This window comes from Halobacillus sp. BBL2006, from assembly GCF_000786645.1.
In the GTDB taxonomy this organism is placed as follows: Bacteria; Bacillota; Bacilli; order Bacillales; family Halobacillaceae; genus Halobacillus.
The window spans coordinates 1-1,298 of sequence record NZ_JRNX01000520.1; the positions used below are offsets into that span (position 1 = coordinate 1).

The window sequence follows — 1,298 nt, forward strand, 5'->3', positions numbered from 1 at the left end:
GCTATTATGGTAGAAGGGAGCCCGACGGCATTAATTGCCCCCTCAACCTTTTTCATGTTCTATCAGGCACCGGATGATTACAACATGCGCTGGTACACTGGTACCTTCGTACGTTTGATTCGGTTGGCCAGTTTTATCATAGCCGTTGGTTTACCTGCTTTTTATATTGCGACAGTCAGTTTTCACTTTGAAGTGATACCTGATGAATTAATTATGCCGGTGAAAAGTTCCATCAATGAAATTGCTTATCCCCCTATGATTGAAGCCCTTGTGATGGTCATCATAATTGAGTTAATACGTGAAGCGGGGATAAGGCTGCCACAGCCGATTGGTCAGACAATTGGGATTGTAGGTGGTCTCGTTATCGGAGATGCAGTCGTACGAGCGGGGTTGGTTTCAAATTTGATGGTTATCGTCGTCGCTTTAACGGCAATTGCCTCATTTGTTGTTCCTTCCAATGAATTGAGTACGACTTTAAGACTTTTAACGTTTCCACTGATTGTGTTAGCAGGGAGCTTAGGATTTGTCGGAATATCTTTCGGATTCTTGTTCCTACTGATTCATCTAACGAATCTCCAGTCATTTGGAGTCCCTTATTTTGCTCCATTAGCTCCATTAAGATTGAAAGATTTGAAAGATACATTCGTACGTGTCCCTTTATTTATGATGAAAAACCGTCCTAAGGATTCTCGTTCCATCCAGCCTTTGGCTATAGATTCATCAAGGGAGTGGAAACAAAGTGACCAATCAAACGCAAACCAATCAAACACAAAACAACCAAACCAATCAAGCCAGCACACAGACCAAACCAAACAACCCATCCAGCCAGAACAATCCAGCGAATGAGCCGAAAATATCTCGTCGACAATTCTTTTTCGTTATCATTCAAACGCAAATTGGAGTAGGGATCCTTTCCTTACCCTATGATTTGCATGAATCAGCGAAACAAGATGGATGGATTTCATTATTGATTGGAGGGTTTTTACTACAGTTTGTTTTACTATTGTTATGGTGGATTGCAAAGACCTATCCGGATATCGATTTTTTTAAAATCAATGAAAAGATATTTTCAAAATGGATTGGAAAACCATTCTCTTTCCTTTTCGTTCTTTATTTTACTTGCGTTGGTTTATTAATTATCTTGCTATTCTGCAGGATCATCAGTCTGTGGGTACTCCCGAATACGCCTTTCTGGATACTTGCATTTCTTATGATCTCTGTTTCCATGTATATGACTTGTTGTGGACTTCGAGTGATGGCTAGACTGTACACTTTTCTTTCGTTTTTTCTTCTAATTT

The 1,298-nt window shown here is 40.0% G+C and carries 2 protein-coding genes; both read left to right on the top strand.

The features are described from left to right. A partial coding sequence (locus LD39_RS15100) for a spore germination protein (RefSeq protein WP_197061438.1) occupies positions 1 to 846 on the top strand: 846 nt, incomplete at its 5' end. Next, a partial coding sequence (locus LD39_RS23935; protein ID WP_197061439.1) for a GerAB/ArcD/ProY family transporter occupies positions 740 to 1,298 on the top strand: 559 nt, incomplete at its 3' end. The genes LD39_RS15100 and LD39_RS23935, both read left to right, overlap by 107 nt.